The organism is Actinoplanes sp. NPDC049599 (assembly GCF_044465625.1).
Classification (GTDB): domain Bacteria; phylum Actinomycetota; class Actinomycetes; order Mycobacteriales; family Micromonosporaceae; genus Actinoplanes.
Genome location: NZ_JBITLX010000004.1, coordinates 290641 through 306972, shown reverse-complemented (window position 1 = coordinate 306972; position 16332 = coordinate 290641). Strand labels below are relative to the sequence as shown.

General features: G+C 72.0%; 19 protein-coding genes. 2 read left to right on the top strand and 17 right to left on the bottom strand.

Annotation, left to right across the window (positions count from 1 at the left end; genetic code table 11):
• Positions 1 to 7: 7 nt before the first annotated feature.
• The 4 genes from ACIBQZ_RS10390 to ACIBQZ_RS10375 form a co-directional block, all read right to left on the bottom strand.
• Complete coding sequence (locus tag ACIBQZ_RS10390) at positions 8 to 184, bottom strand: hypothetical protein (protein WP_396088245.1); 177 nt, start codon at positions 182 to 184, stop codon at positions 8 to 10.
• Positions 185 to 415: 231 nt separating this feature from the next.
• Positions 416 to 901, bottom strand: coding sequence for a GNAT family N-acetyltransferase (locus ACIBQZ_RS10385; protein WP_396088244.1), 486 nt, complete (start codon positions 899 to 901; stop codon positions 416 to 418).
• On the bottom strand, positions 901 to 1860 hold the full coding sequence (locus ACIBQZ_RS10380; RefSeq protein WP_396088242.1) for a helix-turn-helix domain-containing protein: 960 nt from the start codon (positions 1858 to 1860) through the stop codon (positions 901 to 903). The genes ACIBQZ_RS10385 and ACIBQZ_RS10380 overlap by 1 nt, the downstream gene beginning before the upstream one ends.
• Before the next feature lie 9 nt (positions 1861 to 1869).
• Positions 1870 to 2850 (bottom strand): alpha/beta hydrolase, encoded by a 981-nt coding sequence (locus ACIBQZ_RS10375; RefSeq protein ID WP_396088241.1) that lies wholly within the window; start codon positions 2848 to 2850, stop codon positions 1870 to 1872.
• A 183-nt stretch (positions 2851 to 3033) separates the two neighbouring features.
• Between ACIBQZ_RS10375 and ACIBQZ_RS10370 the strand changes: the two genes are divergently transcribed.
• Complete coding sequence (locus tag ACIBQZ_RS10370; protein ID WP_396088240.1) at positions 3034 to 3939, top strand: LLM class flavin-dependent oxidoreductase; 906 nt, start codon at positions 3034 to 3036, stop codon at positions 3937 to 3939.
• Between the two features lie 4 nt (positions 3940 to 3943).
• Here the strand turns inward: ACIBQZ_RS10370 and ACIBQZ_RS10365 are convergent, their stop codons facing one another.
• Positions 3944 to 4594: a GntR family transcriptional regulator gene (locus ACIBQZ_RS10365; RefSeq protein ID WP_396088239.1), complete on the bottom strand. Its 651-nt coding sequence runs from the start codon at positions 4592 to 4594 to the stop codon at positions 3944 to 3946.
• 74 nt (positions 4595 to 4668) lie between these two features.
• Here ACIBQZ_RS10365 and ACIBQZ_RS10360 point away from each other — a divergent pair, with 74 nt between their 5' ends.
• The gene (locus tag ACIBQZ_RS10360; protein WP_396088238.1) at positions 4669 to 5964 is read left to right on the top strand and encodes a PQQ-binding-like beta-propeller repeat protein; all 1296 of its coding nucleotides are present in this window, start codon (positions 4669 to 4671) and stop codon (positions 5962 to 5964) included.
• Here ACIBQZ_RS10360 and ACIBQZ_RS10355 read toward each other — a convergent pair.
• The 12 genes from ACIBQZ_RS10355 to ACIBQZ_RS10300 form a co-directional block, all read right to left on the bottom strand.
• Positions 5961 to 6170 (bottom strand): hypothetical protein, encoded by a 210-nt coding sequence (locus ACIBQZ_RS10355; RefSeq protein ID WP_396088237.1) that lies wholly within the window; start codon positions 6168 to 6170, stop codon positions 5961 to 5963. The genes ACIBQZ_RS10360 and ACIBQZ_RS10355 overlap by 4 nt on opposite strands.
• Positions 6171 to 6196: 26 nt before the next feature.
• Entirely contained in the window at positions 6197 to 6811 is a 615-nt protein-coding gene (locus ACIBQZ_RS10350) for a type II secretion system protein J (RefSeq protein ID WP_396088236.1), read from the bottom strand.
• Positions 6808 to 7236 (bottom strand): prepilin-type N-terminal cleavage/methylation domain-containing protein, encoded by a 429-nt coding sequence (locus ACIBQZ_RS10345; RefSeq protein ID WP_396088235.1) that lies wholly within the window; start codon positions 7234 to 7236, stop codon positions 6808 to 6810. Before ACIBQZ_RS10345 ends, ACIBQZ_RS10350 begins: the two co-directional genes overlap by 4 nt.
• A 12-nt stretch (positions 7237 to 7248) precedes the next feature.
• A complete protein-coding gene (gene pilO, locus ACIBQZ_RS10340; protein ID WP_396088234.1) occupies positions 7249 to 7857 on the bottom strand; it encodes a type 4a pilus biogenesis protein PilO in 609 nt (202 codons plus the stop codon).
• Positions 7857 to 8579: a hypothetical protein gene (locus ACIBQZ_RS10335; RefSeq protein ID WP_396088233.1), complete on the bottom strand. Its 723-nt coding sequence runs from the start codon at positions 8577 to 8579 to the stop codon at positions 7857 to 7859. Before ACIBQZ_RS10335 ends, pilO begins: the two co-directional genes overlap by 1 nt.
• Positions 8579 to 9604 (bottom strand): type IV pilus assembly protein PilM, encoded by a 1026-nt coding sequence (gene pilM / locus ACIBQZ_RS10330; protein WP_396088232.1) that lies wholly within the window; start codon positions 9602 to 9604, stop codon positions 8579 to 8581. Before pilM ends, ACIBQZ_RS10335 begins: the two co-directional genes overlap by 1 nt.
• A gap of 16 nt (positions 9605 to 9620) precedes the next feature.
• Positions 9621 to 10403, bottom strand: a complete 783-nt coding sequence (locus ACIBQZ_RS10325; protein ID WP_396088231.1) for a prepilin peptidase — start codon at positions 10401 to 10403, stop codon at positions 9621 to 9623.
• A gap of 90 nt (positions 10404 to 10493) precedes the next feature.
• Positions 10494 to 10952 (bottom strand): prepilin-type N-terminal cleavage/methylation domain-containing protein, encoded by a 459-nt coding sequence (locus ACIBQZ_RS10320; RefSeq protein WP_396088229.1) that lies wholly within the window; start codon positions 10950 to 10952, stop codon positions 10494 to 10496.
• A 107-nt stretch (positions 10953 to 11059) separates the two neighbouring features.
• Positions 11060 to 12292, bottom strand: a complete 1233-nt coding sequence (locus ACIBQZ_RS10315; protein ID WP_396088228.1) for a type II secretion system F family protein — start codon at positions 12290 to 12292, stop codon at positions 11060 to 11062.
• A 1-nt stretch (position 12293) separates the two neighbouring features.
• Positions 12294 to 13430 (bottom strand): type IV pilus twitching motility protein PilT, encoded by a 1137-nt coding sequence (locus ACIBQZ_RS10310; RefSeq protein ID WP_396088226.1) that lies wholly within the window; start codon positions 13428 to 13430, stop codon positions 12294 to 12296.
• Between the two features lie 132 nt (positions 13431 to 13562).
• Positions 13563 to 15227, bottom strand: coding sequence for a GspE/PulE family protein (locus ACIBQZ_RS10305; protein WP_396088225.1), 1665 nt, complete (start codon positions 15225 to 15227; stop codon positions 13563 to 13565).
• A gap of 69 nt (positions 15228 to 15296) precedes the next feature.
• Positions 15297 to 16262, bottom strand: a complete 966-nt coding sequence (locus tag ACIBQZ_RS10300; protein WP_396088224.1) for a GlxA family transcriptional regulator — start codon at positions 16260 to 16262, stop codon at positions 15297 to 15299.
• Between the last annotated feature and the right edge of the window lie 70 nt (positions 16263 to 16332).

The following is a 16332-nucleotide window of genomic DNA, read 5'->3' as shown; positions in this document are numbered from 1 at the left end:
GACGGTGTCAGATTGCGCTCTGGAATCCCGCGACGACATCATCGGATGTGGCGGGGGGCAGGCCTTCCAGGATGCGGCGAGCGGCCGCGACGATGGCGGGATCGGCGCTTTCCAGGAGCTCGGCCAGCGGGAGTTGTGACACGTCGATGAGGAGCGGCTCCTCGTCGGCGGGTGCTGAGCTCATCCATGTTCTCCCGTCTCCCCGGCACCGTCCGCCGCCGGGGTCACTGGCTGAGTAACGTCCATTCAACGGAACGTGACACCGGTTCGCAAGCTTAGTTCCGCTTCGCCGGGATGCGGGGTGGCGTCGGGACGGCCGGCCCGCCGGAGGTGTCGGATCACCGACAGTCCATCGGCGCTACTCGATTCGTGCGCGGTGACCACGGCTGGGCGCGAGGCGATGCGGTGCCGTGTGTCAGGGCTCGATCAGGTCGCGGCGGTGGCGGATGCCGGGGCGGCCGGCCAGCAGCACCGCGCCCACCGGCCGAAATCCCGTACGGCGCAGCACGGTGAGCGATCCCGCGTTGTCCCGGTCCGCGTCCGCGATCAGGCGGCGCAGGCCGTAACCGGTGCGGGCCAGGGCGCAGATCTGCCGGACCCCGGCGGTCGCGACGCCCCGGCCCGCGGCCCGCTGCGCGACGCGGAAGCCCAGTTCCGCCTGGCCGTCCGCCACGTCCACCAGGTTGAGCCGGGCGACCACCGCGCCGTCCTCGTCGATCAGGACGTGGAAGTGGCAGTCGCCCGCGTCCTGCTCCGCCAGCAGGGCCGCGTGGCGGTCCGGGAAGGTGGCGAAGTAGTCGTCGCCGCGGTCCGGCACCGAGCGGGCAAACCACTCCCGGTTCTCCTGCTCGAAGCGGAGCACCGCCGTCGCGTGGGCACCGGTCAGGCGCTGGAGCCGCATCACGGGTGCCGGTGCAAGCGGCGCAGGGCCAGGGCGAGCTGGAGCCGCAGCCGGCCCTGCGGCTCGCGGACGTTCCAGCCGAGCAGCTGCTCCGCGTGGGTGATCCGGTCCTGCAGCGTCGAGTGGTGCACCCGCAACGCCGTCGCCGCCGCGCGCAGGCTGGTGCTCGCCGCCGTCGTGTGCAGGGTCGTCAGCATCCAGGGCGCCGCCGCGGCCGCGTGCTCCAGCGCCTTGACGTCCGGCGCCGCGGATTGGTCGCCCACCTCGGCGAGCAGAGCCAGCGTGCCCAGCTCGGTGGCGTGCACCACGCGCGGGCCCGGGTCCTCGTCGGTGCCCTCCGCCGCGAAGCGCAGGGCCACCTTCGCCGCCGCCCAGGAGGCCGGCAGCTCCAGGATCTCGACGGCCGGGCCGATCCCGGCCCGCCCCGGCAGCTCCGGCACCGGTCCGGACCGCACCTGGAGCTCCGCGGGCCGGGCGATCACGTACGCCGATCCGGTCAGCCCCAGGCGGCGCGCTGCCTGCCGGCGTACGTCCGGAGGAGCCGCCGCGTCCACGATCAGCTCGGCCGACGCGGGGTCGGCCGCGGGCGCGCGGCCGCGGGTCCGGTCCAGGACCGCCCGGGCCGCGCCCGCCGCCCGTTCCAGGATCATCGCCTCGACCGGGCCCGGCGGGCCGGCCCGCTCCAGCCACAACGTCGCCGAGCCGGCCGCGGTGGACATCCAGTCCGGTGCCGCCGCGCCGTCCTGCCAGGCGCTGATCCCGGTTTCCGTGACCCGGATCCGCACCCGGCGCTCGTCGTCGCGCAGGCGGGCCGGGCAGTCGGCGAGCACCGCCGCGCCCCGCACGATCGACTGCAGCCCGGCGCGCGCTTCGACCAGGCTGTCGAAGTATGCGATGACCCGCAGGGCCGCGCCGGCGTCGGCGTCGAGGGCGGCCAGCCGGACGGCGAGGTCCTTCATGCCCCGAGGCTAGACGTCCAGCACGCGGTGCAGCCAGCGGACGCGGGCGGCCCGCGCCTCCTGGGAGATCGCGGCCTGCGGGACCGTCGCGTCGAAGCCGTGGAAGCAGCCGGGCCAGACGTGCAGCTCGGCGCGCCCGCCCGCGGCCCAGATCCGGGACGCGTACGCCACGTCCTCGTCGCGGAACGTCTCCGCCGAGCCCACGTCGATGAACGTCGGCGGCAGACCGGACAGGTCCGTCGCCCGGGCCGGCGCCGCGTACGGGGACACATCCGGCCCGCCGCGCGCCTCCCCGAGCAGGGCCGTCCAGCCGGTGTTGTTGGCGGTGGCGTCCCAGATGCCCCGGCCGGCCATCTGCCGGGACGAGAACGTGTCATTGCGGTCGTCCAGCATCGGGTAGATCAGCAGCTGCCCGGCCAGCGCGGGTCCGCCCCGGTCCCGGGCCATCAGCGCCAGCGCCGCCGCGAGACCGCCGCCCGCGCTGCCGCCCGCCACGATCAGCCGGCCCGGCTCGTAGCCCAGCTCGGCCGCATGCCCGGCGGTCCAGAGCAGCCCGGCGTAGCAGTCGTTGACCGGGCCGGGGTGCGGGGTCTCCGGGGCCAGCCGGTACTCCACCGAGACCACCACCAGCCCGAGCTCCTCGGCCCAGTCCAGCGCCTCGAGCACGCCGGTGCGGTTGTCGCCGATGATCATGCCGCCGCCGTGGGTGAAGTAGACGCAGCCCAGAGTGCCGGTGGCGGCCGTCGGCGTGAGGATCAGCAGCGAGATGTCCGGGTCGCCGTCCAGGCCCGGCACCTGCCGTTGCGTCACGGTGAACCGGCCGTCGCGGCGCAGGTCGTCATCGGTGGGGCTGCCGAGCGGGCCGGCCGAGCGCAGTGCGGGGATCAGGTCCGCGGTCAGCGCGGCCGGGAGCAGCTCGGTGATGGCCGGCAGGGCGGCGCCGAGCTCCGGGTCGAACGGTGGGGGCGTCAACTCCACGGACAACGTCATGAGCAGGCCTTTCCGGTGTCGAGGAGATCACCGGCGGGTGACCTCTGTCACCAGGATGGGCGGTGCCGGCCCCGGCGACGAGCGCCAACCGGCGGGAACTCCCCGCCATCCGGCGGGTACGCCGACAGCGAAACCCGCCGCCGCGGGCCGTCGTCGCCGGAGCGGCCGGGCCAGAATCGCGCCATGGCCGACTTCGCGCTCCAGGCGCAGCCCGACAACGCCGCCGACTGGCTCGACCTTGCCCGGCGTGCGGAGGCGGCCGGCTTCGACACCCTGCTCGCCGCGGACCACCCGGGTTCCTGCGCGGCGCCGTTCGTGGCGCTGGCCGCGGCCGCCGCGGTCACCACGACCATCCGGCTCGGGTCGTACGTCGCCAACGCCGCGGTCCGCGAGCCGATCCTGCTGGCGGCCGACGTGGCGACCCTGGACGTGGTCTCCGGCGGCCGCGCGCTGCTCGGCCTCGGCGCCGGCCACACCCCCGCCGAGTGGGACGCGATCGGCCAGGTCCGCCCCGGCGTGCGCGGCCGGGTCGACCGGTGCATCGCGGTCGCGGCGGCGACCACCCGGCTGCTGGCGGGGGAGCGGGTCACCGTCGCCACCCCCGAGCTGACCATGCTCAACGCGGCGCTGGAGCAGCCGCGCCCGGTGCAGGAGCGGATCCCGCTGCTGGTCGGCACGGCCAACTCGCGGCTGCTGCGCTGGGCGGGCCAGCACGCCGACATCGTCGGGCTGACCGGGTTCGGCCGCACCAAGTCCGACGGGCACCAGCACGAGGCCCGCTGGCGGCTCGCCGACATCGACGCGCAGGCCGGGCTCGCGCGGGCGGGCGGCGACGCGACGCTGGAGGCGCTGGTGCAGCTGGTGGAGGTCACTGACGATGCCGGCGCCGTCCTCGCCGAGCACGCCGGGCGGCTGGGGATGAGCGTCGACGAGCTGCGGCAGGTGCCGTTCGTGCTGGTGGGCACGGCCGACGAGATCGTCGCGGCGGTGCGCGCCCACCGCGAGCGGTGGGGGATCACCCGCTATGCCGTACGGCGAGCCGGCCTGGACGCGCTCGGTCCGCTGCTGCCGCGGCTGCGGGAGGGGTGACCCGCTACTCGGCGAAGAGGGACTGCTCCACCAGGGTGCGGAAGTCGGCGTAGATCTGCCGGTAGCGCTCCACGGCGCCGACCGTGTCGCCGGACTCGATCTGCGCCAGCACCTCGTCGTGGCCGGTGATCCAGACCTCCCAGAGGTTGCTCTCCGCGCCCATCGCCAGTATCCGCAGCGTGCGCGCCACCACCAGGTCGACCATGGACTGCAGCTCGCGGTTGCCGCTGGCCAGGATGACGATGGTGCTGAAGTCGGCGCCCGCCGCGCCGGCCGCCAGCACGTTGCCGGTGCGCAGCCCCTCGACGAACTCCTTCTGCCGCTGGCGCATCAGGTCGATGTGGGTGGCGGTCAGGTTTTCCACGCCCCACTCGAAGCCCGCGCAGGCCAGCACGCCCATCACATCGATCAGCTCAAGTGCGTTCTTCTGGGTCACCCGGGTGACGTGCCGGGTCCGGTTCGGGGCGATGTCGATCAGGCCCTCGACCGAGAGCTGGGCGATGGCCTCGCGCACCGGGGTGATGCTGACGCCCAGGCGTGCGGCCAGCTCGGCGTCCTTGATGAGCGTGCCCGGCGGCAGCTCCCCGGTGACTATCTCGTTACGGAGCTGTTGGACGACTGCGGCCGTCCGCGTCGGCGGCACCGTGTAGGACATACCGGCAGCCTACTCACAGTGATGAGGAGCAGCGGACCGTACCCATGGTCGCTTTCCCCCGTCATGCTGAACGCGTGGCCGACGCCGTACCCCTGATCGATCTTGACGCGGCGCCGCGCGCGGCGCCGGGAGCGGCTGCCGGGCGGGCCCGGCTCGGCGCCCCGCGCCCGGTCCTGGTGCTCGCCGTTCTGGTCGCCGTGCTGGTCACGCTCACCGCGGCCGGGCCGCCGGCGCGGACGATGCGGCCGGTGCTGGCGGCCGGCGGCACGGCCGCCGCGGCGTTCACCCTCGGGACGGACGCGCTCTACACCGCCGGCTTCGGCGCCAATCCGGACAGCGAGTCGGGTATCCGTCGGTACGCCCTGCCGGGTGGTGAGCAGCTCTGGGCCACCTCGCTGCCGCAGAACGTACAGAACCTGACGCTGGACAGCGGGGTGCTGCTGGCCCGCTCCGGCTCCGCCCCGCGGATGACGTTCCTCGACGCCGCCGACGGCAAGGTGCTGTGGCACCTCGAGGAATCCGGCGCCACGGTGATCACCCTGAGCCGGGGAAGGGCGCTGCTGCGGACCGACGCCGAGGACGGGAGCACCGAGCTGCGGCTGGTCTCGGCCCGCACCGGCGCGACGATCTGGCGCCGGGTGGTCGACGGGGTCGGCGAGATCCTCAACGACGACCTGTTCACCGCCGACCCCGACCGGATCGTGGCGCTCGGGGTCGACGGGCACGTCACCACGGTGCGGTTCGCCGACGGGTCGGTGCTGGGCGAGGGGGAGCTGGGGGTGCACCTGCCGGATCAGCTGGACGGCTCGTTCCAGGCGGGCTTCGTCGGCGTGACCGTCTCCGGCGACCAGCTCTACATGTCGCGGCGGGACGCGGGGGTGGCCTCGCTGACCGCGTACGGGCTGCCGGAACTGACCCGGCGCTGGCGCACCGAGGGCGGCCCGACCGGTTTTGTGCACGACTGCGGGCCGGTGCTCTGCATCTCGGACACCCGCTGGGTGAGCGGGCTGGACCCGAGCGACGGCTCGGTGCGCTGGTCCGACCCGGCCTGGAGCAACGCGTTCGCCCGGGGCAACGGCCTGCTGCTCGCCTACGACCAGCAGGAGGTCCCGGAGTCGGCGATCCTCGACGCGCGGACCGGCGCGGTGCGGCGCAAGCTCGGCCGCACGCTCACGATCGGCCGGCTGGAGCTGCGCGAGGACAGCGACGCCCCGGGCCGGACCTGGGTGGCGGTGGCGAACGAGGGGGACGGCACGGCGCGCACCGTCGGCTCGATGCAGACCGGGGCGCCGTACGGCTGCACGGCGAGCGGCCAGTACCTGGCGTGCCCGACAACCGCCGGCCCGACGACGGTCTGGCAGATCCCCTAGCCTGCCCGCCGCGGCCGGGTCAGGCGGCCCGGGTCGATCCGGACCTCGGTCAGCAGGTGCCGGTCCACGCCGGCCTCGTCGAGGATGCGCTCGACCGCGGCGATGGAGAGCCAGTCGAGCACGTCCTCGCCGTGCACGATCCGGTACCACCGGGTGCGGTGGCGGCGCACGATCTCGACCCGCCACGCGCCGTCCGGGGTCTGCATCGCGCCTTCCACCTTGCCGGCGTCCATCAGTGCGTGCAGGCCAGCGGGTAGGTGGCGCGGGCCAGCGTGTTCATCGCGGTGAACTGCAGGTCGTACTCGCGGACGCCCTGCTTGCTGACGTCCTGGCCGACCACGCTGTTGACCCGCAGGTTGAGTCGGTCCATCACGCTGCCACCGTCACCGCTGGCCGCCAGCAGGAACGGGTTGATCACCTGCTTCGGGGTGCTGGTGTCCAGCCGGGCCGAGACGAGGTTGTTGGCGACCGCCGTGCCGGACCCGGACGGGGTGCCCTGCAGCGGCCACTGGCGGCGCTTCATGGTGCCGCCGGCCTTCGGCAGGCTGAGCTGGACGCACTGGTTGGCGCCGGCGTCGTCGAGGAAGACGAAGTCGATGTAGAAGGTGGTGCTGTCGGCGTAGCCGTCGCTGATCCGGGAGGCGTACCGGATCTCGCGGTCCAGCTTGTTGAACGTGGCCTGCAGCTCCGCCTGCGCCGCCGCGGTGGTCTCGGCGGTGTCGCTGGTGTGGAACATGGTGTAGAAGCCGGAGCTGGCGATGGCCATCACGATCGACATCACCGCCATGCTCACCAGCACCTCGGCCAGCGAGAAGCCGGCGTCACCGGCGGCCCGCGAGCGGCTCATGATCCGGTCGCCGAGTTGAAGACGGGCTCGCGCGAGGCGGTGCTGATCTGGGTGCTGGTGGCGTACGTGCAGCCGGCGCTCGGGCAGTTCTTGGCCCGCCAGGTGATCTTCACGGTGACGTTGAGCAGGTCGGTGACGGTCACCCCGGAGGTCCACAGCCGGTTGTACGTGAGCGAGTTGACGATGACCGTCGGCGTGGCGGACTGGGCACTCAGCCAGCCGGCCACGTCCGCGGCCGCGACCTGGCGCAGCTGCTCCATCGAGTCGGCGGCGACCTGGATGGCGGCCTGCCGGGCGCCCTGCACGTCGATGGTCACCATCGAGCGCACGAAGAACGTCGTGACCGCGCTCAGCACCACGCCGATGACCGCCAGCGAGGTGAGCACCTCCACCAGCGTGAAGCCGTCGTCTTTCCTAACAGCCATGGCCACGTCCGCTCAGTCGGTGGTGACGGTCGGCGCGCCGGAGCCGACCGGCGGGGCCACGAAGGCCTTCACCGCGAGGCTGACGCTCATCTTCTCGGCACCATCGGCGGATTCGGTCTCCTCTTGAGGGGAAGTGAGATTGGCCGACTCGATCAGCACGGCGCGCTTCTGGTCGGCGCCCTGCAGCTCGTCCAGGAACGTGCCGAGATCGTCGGCCGAGCCCTCCGCGGTGAGCTGGATCGGCAGCGCCCAGACGCCGGGCAGGTCCTTCAGCTCGGCCGGGGTGCTGACCGTGACGCCGCTGACGTCCACGTTCAGGTCCGTGCCCGAGGCCTGCAGCTGGCGCAGGAACGCCGGCACGCCGGAGTCCGACGGCAGCGCGTCCTGATAGCCGGCCAGGGTGGCCTTGAGCTTGGTCAGGTTCGACTTCTGCTTCTTCAGCGTGGCGATCCGCTTGCGGATGTCCACCGCCTGGGCGCGCGCGGTCTCCGTCTGCGCCTTGAGGTCGGCGGTCTCGGTCTTCTCCGGGTTGATCAGCAGGAACCAGCTGACGACGGCGAGCAGCACGATGACCGCGGCGCCGGCGATCATCCAGAGCCGGTCGGCATGACGGGCACCCATCACTTGCCCCCTGTCTCGCACTTGTCGCCGAACCGGCCGCAGAGCGCCGCCTGAGTGATGTCGACCCGCAGCGTCCAGGTCACGCTTTCCTCGGTCGAGGTCGCGCTGCCCTCGGTCGAGGTCACGTTGGTCAGGTACGGGTTGGCCAGCACCGACTGCTTGGCGAGCGCGTCGACGTAGGCCGCCACCGCGCCCTTGTCCGGTCCGGTGCCGGTCACCACCGCGGAGCCGATCGCCACCGAGGCGCTGGTGCTGGGCAACGCGGTGCCGGCCGTCGTCATGGTGGCGTCCTGCAGCGCGCCGTTGATCCCGACGACCGTCACGCCGGCGGTCTCGCCGATCGAGCGCAGCTGCTCCAGCAGCGAGGCCCAGTCGAGGTCGCTCGCCATGGCCGTCTTGAGCTGCCGGGACAGCGTGGCGGTGTCGTTCTGCACGTCGACTACCTCGCCGTAGACCCGCTGGGCGCGCTGCAGGTCGGCCACCTCGGCGGTGGCCGCGGTGAGCTCGTCGTCGGCGGCCCGGGTGTCCTGGCGTACCAGGTAGAAGAACCCGCCGAGCAGGCAGGCGACCAGGATGACCACGACGATCACCCAGGCCCGGGTACGGCGGGCCCGGCGCGCGGCGATGATCTCGTCCGGCAACAGGCTCGCGGAGATGGTCAGCAGCCGGGTCACCCGCTGCGGGGAGACCGCCGGGTCCAGGGGCATCAGGGTGGTCGCCATCAGGCTGCCGCTCCCAGGGTGAGGCCGATCGACACCGCGGCCGACGGCAGGAAACTGTCGAAGCCGCGCTGGCGGGCCTTGCGGGTGTCGCGCAGCCGGCCGGCGCTGTCGGCGTACATCACCTGGACGCCGAGTTGCTGCTGGATGTGCTCGGCGAGGCCGGGCATCAGGGCCGAGCCGCCGCACAGCGAGACGCGGGTGACCTGCTTCTGCCGTTCGCCCGAGGCGAGGTATGTGAACGAGCTGCGCAGCTCGTTGATCAGCGGGCGGATCGCGTCGGCCGCGGCGGCGTCGGAGTCCGGGCGGCCGTCGCCGTGCAGGCCGTAGCGGCACTTGAGGGCCTCGGCCTCGGGCGCGGTGATGCCGAGCCGGGTGGCGATGCTCTCGGTGATCTCGGTGCCGCCGCGCGGGACGGTACGGACGATCAGCGGCTCGCCGTCGGCGTGCACGACCACGCTGGTCACCTCGGCGCCGATGTCGACGATCGCCTCCACCTGGGCGTCCAGCCGGGAGGCGGCGCGCAGCAGGGCGAAGGAGGCCAGGTCCACGTTCACCACGTGCAGGCCGGCCTTCTCGACCGCCTGGATGAGCGCCATGACGGCGTCCTTGGGCATGGCGATGAGCAGCCCGCGGACGGTCGGGTTGTCGCCCGGCTCCTCGAGCGGGCGGAAGTCGAGCAGCGAGCGGTCCACCGCCAGCGGCAGCATGTCGCGCACCTGGAACGGCAGCGACTTGCGCATCTCCTTGGCGGGCAGGTTGGAGACCGCCATCTCGCGGACCACCAGCTGGGGGTTGGTGACCCCGAGCAGCACCTGCTTGGTGTCGAACTTGCAGGCGGCCCAGAGCTGCTTGAGCGCCGAGGTCACGGCCACCGGGTCGGTGAGGATGCCGGCCTGGACGGTGCCGGGCGGCAGCGGCACCTGACCGAAGTTCGTCAGGGTGTAGTCGTCCTTCGCGCGGCGCACTTCCACGGCGCGGATGGACGACGAGCCGATGTCCAGCCCGATCGGATTGACGCTAGCCATCGGTTTCCTTCCTCGATCAGGCGGTGGGGGTGAGCAGGGCGGCGTACCAGTCGGCGATCGGCGCCGCGGCGAACACGGCCAGGAACGCGCCGGCCAGCATGTACGGGCCGAACGGGATGCGGCTCTTGCGACCGGCGACCTTGAGCAGCAACAGCACCACGCCGACCAGCCCGCCGAGCAGGAACGCGGCGAACGTGCCGATGGCCACCCAGCTCCAGCCGAGCCAGCCGAGGTAGAGCCCGAGCAGGGGCGCCAGCTTGACGTCGCCGCGGCCCATGCCGAACAGGCTGATGATCTCGAAGACGATCCACAGCACGGCGGCCGCGATCAGAGCCCGGGTGGCGGCGCCCCAGTGGTCCTCGACGATGATCGCGGGCAGGAACAGCACCAGCGCCACGGTGTAGGACGGCAGCACGATCTGGTCCGGCAGGCGCAGCACGTCCAGGTCGATCGCGGCGAGCGCGATCGCGACGGCGGCGAGATACAGGTACGCGGGCAGCTCCCAGGACCAGCCGAACCTGGCCGCGACGGCGACGAACAGCGCCGCGGTGCCGGCCTCGACCAGCGGGTAGCGGACGCTGATCGGGGCTGCGCAGTCGGCGCACCGGCCGCGCAGCAGCAGCCAGCCGAGCACCGGGATGTTGTGCCGGTTGCGCACCTGGTTGCCGCAGTGCGGGCAGTGCGAGCCGGGTCGGACCAGGGACTCGCCCCGGGGCACCCGGTGGATCACGACGTTCAGGAACGAACCGACGGCGAGACCGAGCAGGCCGACGATGCTGAGCAGCAGCGGCTGCGGCATGGTCGGTCCTCCTCGGTCTGGTCGGCGTGGGCGGGAGCCGGGTGGTGCCGCCCGACGGCGGCACCACCCGAGTGGCGCTGAGGAAATTGCTTACGAGCAGGTGGTGAGGCTGATCGCCGGCGTCGGCGCGGTGACCGAGCCGCCCTTGGTGCTGTCGTAGAGGTAGATCTTGCCGCTGCCGCCCGTGTTGGTCGCGCAGACCTTGTACGAGCTGACGGTGCCGACGTAGGTCATCTCGGTCTTGTCCGAGAGCGTCACCAGCGAGGTGGTGCCGGTGGCCGCGCCGAGGTTGAAGCTGGCGACCTGCTTCGCGGTCGGCGTGGTGGCGTAGGCGTTGCCGTTGTCCGTGTAGTACTGCTCGATCGCGCTGACCGCGCCGCGCACGTCGGACTGCGCCGACTTGTCGGCCGCGCCCTGGCGGTAGTTCAGGTACACGGGGACGGCGATCGCGACGAGCACGCCGATGATGACCACGACAACCAGGAGCTCGATGAGGGTGAAGCCCTCGTCCTGCTTCTTGGCGCGCAGCCGGGCGATGGTGTCCTGCATTGGGGGTGCCTCCAGTGTGGCGTCAGGGGTGGGGCGGGGATGGGGTGGTTCCGGGCTCGGGTGCCCGACTCCGCGACCGGAGACCGGTCGTGTCCTGCTCCTGGGCGTCAGTTGCCCTGGATGTTCTGGTAGATGGTGAACATCGGTAGGTACAGACAGATCACCATTCCGCCGACCACGGCTCCCATGACGAGCACCATGATCGGTTCGATCGAAGCGGTCAGGGATTCGGCGGCGCTGTCGACTTCCCTGTCATAGAAGTCGGCAACCTTGTCGAGCATCTGACTGATTTGACCGCTTTCTTCTCCCACTTCGATCATCTGCGTGACCATCTCGGGGAAGACTTTGTGGTTGCGCAGCGCGGAGGACATGGGCTGCCCGTCGCGTACGGCCGACTGCACGTCGCGCATGGCCGAGTTGATCACCTCGTTGCCCGTGGTCTCGCCGACGACGTGCAGCGCCTGCATGACGGGCACGCCCACGTTGAGCAGCAGGCCGAGGTTGCGGGAGAAGCGGCTCATCGCCAGCTTGCGGAAGAGCGGGCCGAACACCGGCAGGCGCAGTTTGATCTTGTCCACGGCCAGCCGGAAGTCCTGGCTCTGGCGGACCTTGCGCTTGTAGGCGACGGTCGAGGTGATGCCCACGGTCAGCACCAGCGGGCCGATCCACCACATGTTGTGGCTGGCGTCCACCAGGAACTGGGTGATCGCCGGCAGCTCGCCGCCGAGATTCTTGAACATCGCCTCGAAGACCGGGACGATGAAGATCAACACGGCTGCGATCAGCACGAAGGTGAAGGTCAGCACGATCGCCGGGTAGGTCAGCGCACTCTTGATCTTGCCGCGGAGCGCGGTGTCCTTCTCCAGGCTGTCCGCGATCTGCTCCAGCGCGCGGTCGATCATGCCGCCCGCCTCGCCGGCCCGGATCATCGCGATCATCAGGCGCGGGAAGACCTTGTCGTGCTTGCCCATGGCCGCCGAGAGCGACACGCCGCCGGCCACATCGGTACGGACCTCCGCGGTCGCCCTCTTGATCGAGGCGGCGGTGGTCTGCTCCTCCAGGATCGACAGCGAGCGCAGCAGCGACATGCCCGAGGCGGTCATCGTGGAGAACTGCCGCGCGAAGACCGCCAGGTCCTTGAGCTTGGTCCGGTTGCCCAGGCCCGGGATCTTCAGGTCCCGGTTGAGCCCCTGACCCGCCTGGCTGAGCTCGAGCGGGACCTCGCCGCGCTGGCGCAGCAGGTGCGTCGCGGCGGTCTCGTTCGCGGCCTCCACGGTGCCCTTGGCCTTGCGACCCTGGGCGTCGATGCTGTTGTAGTGGAACGTTTTCGTCGCCGGCATGTCACATCCGTCCGATCAGGCGCTTGAGCTCTTCTTGGGAGTGGCAGATCTCCAGGGCGGCCTGCATCGAGACCAGGCCCTCCCGGACGCGCTCGGCCAGGTGCTGGTCGAAGGCCAACATGCCGTCGTTGCCGCCGGCCTGCATGAAGGACGGGATCTGGTGCGACTTGCCCTCGCGGATCAGGCTCCGGATGGCGGGCGTGGCGGTGAGGATCTCGCAGATCACCGTCCGGCCCTTGCCGTCGGCGCGCGGCGCCAGCGCCTGGGTGACCACGCCCTGCAGGCTGGCCGCCAGCTGGGCGCGGATCTGCAGCTGCTGGTGCGGCGGGAAGATGTCGATGACCCGGTCGATGGTCTGGGTGGCGCTCTGCGTGTGCAGGGTGGCCAGCACCAGGTGACCGGTCTCCGCGGCGGTCAGCGCGGTGGCGGTGGTCTCCAGGTCGCGCAGCTCGCCGACCAGGATGATGTCGGGATCCTGGCGCAGCGCGTGCTTGAGCGCCTGCGGGAAGGTCTCCGTGTCGGAGCCGACCTCCCGCTGGTTGACCAGGCAGCGCTTGTGCGGGTGCAGGAACTCGATCGGGTCCTCGATGGTGATGATGTGCGCGGAGCGGCTGCGGTTGGCCAGGTCCAGCACCGAGGCGAGGGTGGTGGTCTTGCCGGAACCGGTCGGCCCGGTGACCAGCACCAACCCGCGGGGCAGGTGGGCGAAGCGGGCGACGGACTCCGGCATGCCCAGCTCGTCCAGCGGCTTGATGGTGTGCGGGATGGCCCGGAAGACCGCGCCGCAGGAGTTGCGCTGGATGTAGAGGTTGCCGCGGAACCGGGAGACGCCGGTGATGCTGTGCGCGAAGTCCATCTCCTGCTCGCGCTGGAACGTCGCCCACTGCTGGGGGTTCACGGCGGCGCGGGCCAGCAGCGCGGTGTCGGAGGAGTTGAGCTTGCCGTAGCCGGGCAGCGCCCGCAGCGTGCCGTCGACGCGGATCATCGGCGGGGAGCCGACGGTCAGGTGCAGGTCGGAACCGCGCGACTCGACGAGCGTGATGAGCATCTGGTCCAGCACGGCCAGGTCGCCCGGGCCGGATCCGGCCGGGTCAACCGGTGCCGCCTGGAGCGGTACCTCGTGGTCGAGCGTGTACATGAGCCGCACCGACAATCTCGTCGTGAAGTCTGACGCCCCCTAATTCGGCACGGCGGCGGGCTGGTTTAGGACCTGTTCGGGCGGAAATGTGCGGGCGGCGCGGCGGCGGAGTACTCTGCGCGCTCCGCCGGCTCAGATGGCGACCCGGGCGACCTCGCGCAGGGAGGTGAGCCCGCCCGCCGCCTTGGCCAGGCCGTCCGCGCGCAGCTCGTACATGCCCTGGTCGAGGGCGACCTCGCGGATCTCGTTGGAGGAGGCCCGGCGGATGGTCAGCGTCTCGATCTCCGGCGAGATCGGCATGACCTCGTGCAGCGCGATCCGGCCGCGGTAGCCGGTGTTGGCGCAGTTCCGGCAGCCCACCGGCCGGTAGAGCGCGTCCGGGATCTTGAGGTCCTGCACCGGCCAGCGGGCGCCCTCCAGCTCCTCCGCGCCGGGCAGGTACGCCTCCTTGCACCAGTCGCACAGCCGCCGGGCGAGCCGCTGGGCCAGCACGCAGTCCAGCGACGAACCGACCAGGAACGGCTCGATGCCCATCTCGGTGAGCCGGGTGACCGCGCCCGGTGCGTCGTTGGTGTGCAGGGTGGAGAGCACCAGGTGGCCGGTGAGCGAGGCCTCGACGGCGATCTGGGCGGTGTTGCCGTCCCGGATCTCACCGATCAGCACGACGTCCGGGTCGGACCGCAGGATCGCCGGGAGCACCGCCGCGAAGGTCAGGCCGGCCTTGGCGTTGACCTGCACCTGGTTGACGCCGCGCAGGCGGTACTCGACCGGGTCCTCGACGGTGATCACGTTGATCTCCGGCTTGCTGATCCGGCCCAGGGTCGCGTACAGGGTGGTGGATTTTCCGGAGCCGGTGGGACCGGTGACCAGGAGCATGCCGTGCGGCTTGCTGAACGACTCGGAGAAGCGCTGCAGGTTGTGCTGGGTGAAGCCGAGCTTCGCCAGATCGAGGTCGATGCCGCCGGTGTCGAGCACGCGCAGCACGATCTTCTCGCCCCAGACGGTCGGCAGGGTCGCCGTCCGCAGGTCCACCTGCCGGTCGCGGATGATGGCGGTGATCCGGCCGTTCTGCGGGATGCGCCGCTCGGTGATGTCAACGCCGGACATGATCTTCAAGCGCGAGGTCAGCGCCGCCATCACGCCGCGCGGCACCGTGTCCAGTTCGTGCAGCACGCCGTCGATCCGGTAGCGCACCCGCATGTCGTCCTCGGTGGGCTCCAGGTGCAGGTCGGAGGCGCGGTTCTGGACGGCCTGCTCGATCAGGTTGTTGACGTACCGGACGATCGGCGCGTCGTCCGCGCCGCTGGCCTGCGCCGTCACCGGCAGGTCGTCGAGCGAGTTGTCGGCCAGGTCGCCCAGGTCGCTGTCCTCGCGCTGGAGCCGTTCGATGATCCGGCGCACCTCGCTGCGGGCGACCACGACCGGGCGGATGGTCATGCCGGTGGAGGCGCGGATGTCGTCCAGCGCCACCACGTCGCCGGGGTCGGTGACGCCGACGACCAGCTCGCCGTCGTGGATCGCCAGCCCGAGCACCCGGTGCCGGAGCACGACCGACAGCGGGATGCGCTTGAGCGCGACCGGGTCGGGAGAGTAGCCGACCAGGTCCAGGGTGTTGATGCCGAACGCGGCCGCGGCGGCCTCGGTGAGCTGTTCCTCGGTGACGACCTGGTCGTTGATCAGGACCGCCCGGACGGACCGGCCGCTGCGCTGGGCCTCGTCGGCCGCGGCATCCACCGCGACCGGGTCGATGCCGAGCTGTTTGAGCGCGTCGAGCAGCGGGCGGAAGGTCTGATCCATGACGTCCTTTCGGTCTACCTCCGTCCCATCGGACACTTCTGGCCGTTCCTGAGCCCCTGGTGACGTGGGTTACGTCTGCCGGAACGTGCGCCGGTACGCCGACGGCGGCACCCCGATGGCCGCCTGCAGATGCTGGCGCAGGGCCGTCGCGCTGCCCAGCCCGGAGCGCCGGGCGACCAGGTCGACGCTCAGGTCGGTCGACTCCAGCAGCAGCCGGGCGTGCGCCACCCGCTGCTGGAGCAGCCACTGCCGCGGGCTCAGCCCGGTCTCGTCGCGGAACCGGCGGGTGAACGTGCGCACGCTCATCCGCGCGTGCCCGGCCAGCTGCTCCAGGCTCACCTGCTCGGCGAGCCGGCTCAGCGCCCAGGCCCGGGTCGGTTCCGTGCCGGCGCCCACCGCCGCCGGCACCGGCTGCTCGATGTACTGGGCCTGGCCGCCGTCCCGCCAGGGCGCCACCACGCAGCGCCGGGCCGCCTGGTTGGCCACCAGGCTGCCGTGGTCCTGGCGGATCACGTGCAGGCACAGGTCGACCCCGGCGGCCACCCCGGCCGAGGTGAGCACGTCGCCGTCGTCGACGAACAGCACGTCGAAGTCCCAGTCGACCCGGGGGTAGAGCCGGCGCAGCCGCTTGGCCCAGGCCCAGTGGCTGGCCGCGGTGCGCCCGTCGAGCAGGCCGGCCGCGGCGAGCACCGAGGCGCCGGTGCAGATCGAGATGATCCGGGCGCCGCGTGCGTGGGCGGCCCGCAGCGCCTCGGCCACCGCCGGGGAGACCCGGCCGTCGGTCATCGTGCTGCCGCCGCTCACCCCCGGCACCAGCACGGTGTCGGCGGTGGCCAGCGGGCCCAGGTCGTGGTCCGGCACGACGTGGAAGCCGCCGCGCTCGGGGCGTACCGGGCCGGGGCCGTCGCCGCAGGTGGTCACCGAGTAGAGGAAGCCGTTGCCGGCGTCCCGGGCGGCGCCGAAGACCTGGGGCGGGACGCCGAGGTCAAAGCCGACCACGCCGTCGAGGGCGAGCATCGCCACGGAATGCACCATGGCTCGATTCTTGCGCATGATGGCCTCCCGGCCACTCGTCCGTCCGGCTCCCGCTCCGCACAATGATCAG